1 protein-coding gene is annotated in these 335 nt (G+C 57.9%); it reads left to right on the forward strand.

Annotation, left to right across the window (positions count from 1 at the left end; translation table 11 throughout):
- Window positions 1-335: transposase (locus PY649_RS34945; RefSeq protein WP_285873639.1), on the forward strand; the 335-nt coding region annotated here is incomplete at both ends.

The raw sequence follows: 335 nt of genomic DNA on the forward strand, positions 1-335 counted from the left end.
ACCGCACCCTGCGTCTTCGACGGCCCGATCAATGGCCAATGCTTCAAGGCCTATGTCGAGCAACAACTCGTCCCGACGCTGCGGCCAGGCGACATCGTCGTCATGGACAATCTGGGCAGCCGCAAATCCGGGCAGATACGCCAGTTGATCAAGGCCGCCGGCGCAAGGCTCTGGTTTCTGCCGCCCTATTCACCAGACCTCAATCCAATCGAGCAAGCCTTCGCCAAGATCAAGCATTGGATGCGAAAAGCGCAAATGCGCACCATCGAAGACACCTGGCGATATCTCGGCTCACTCGTCCAGACCATCGGTCCAGACGAGTGCACCAATTATCT

The organism is Rhizobium mayense (genome assembly GCF_030272705.1).
GTDB lineage: Bacteria > Pseudomonadota > Alphaproteobacteria > Rhizobiales > Rhizobiaceae > Rhizobium > Rhizobium mayense.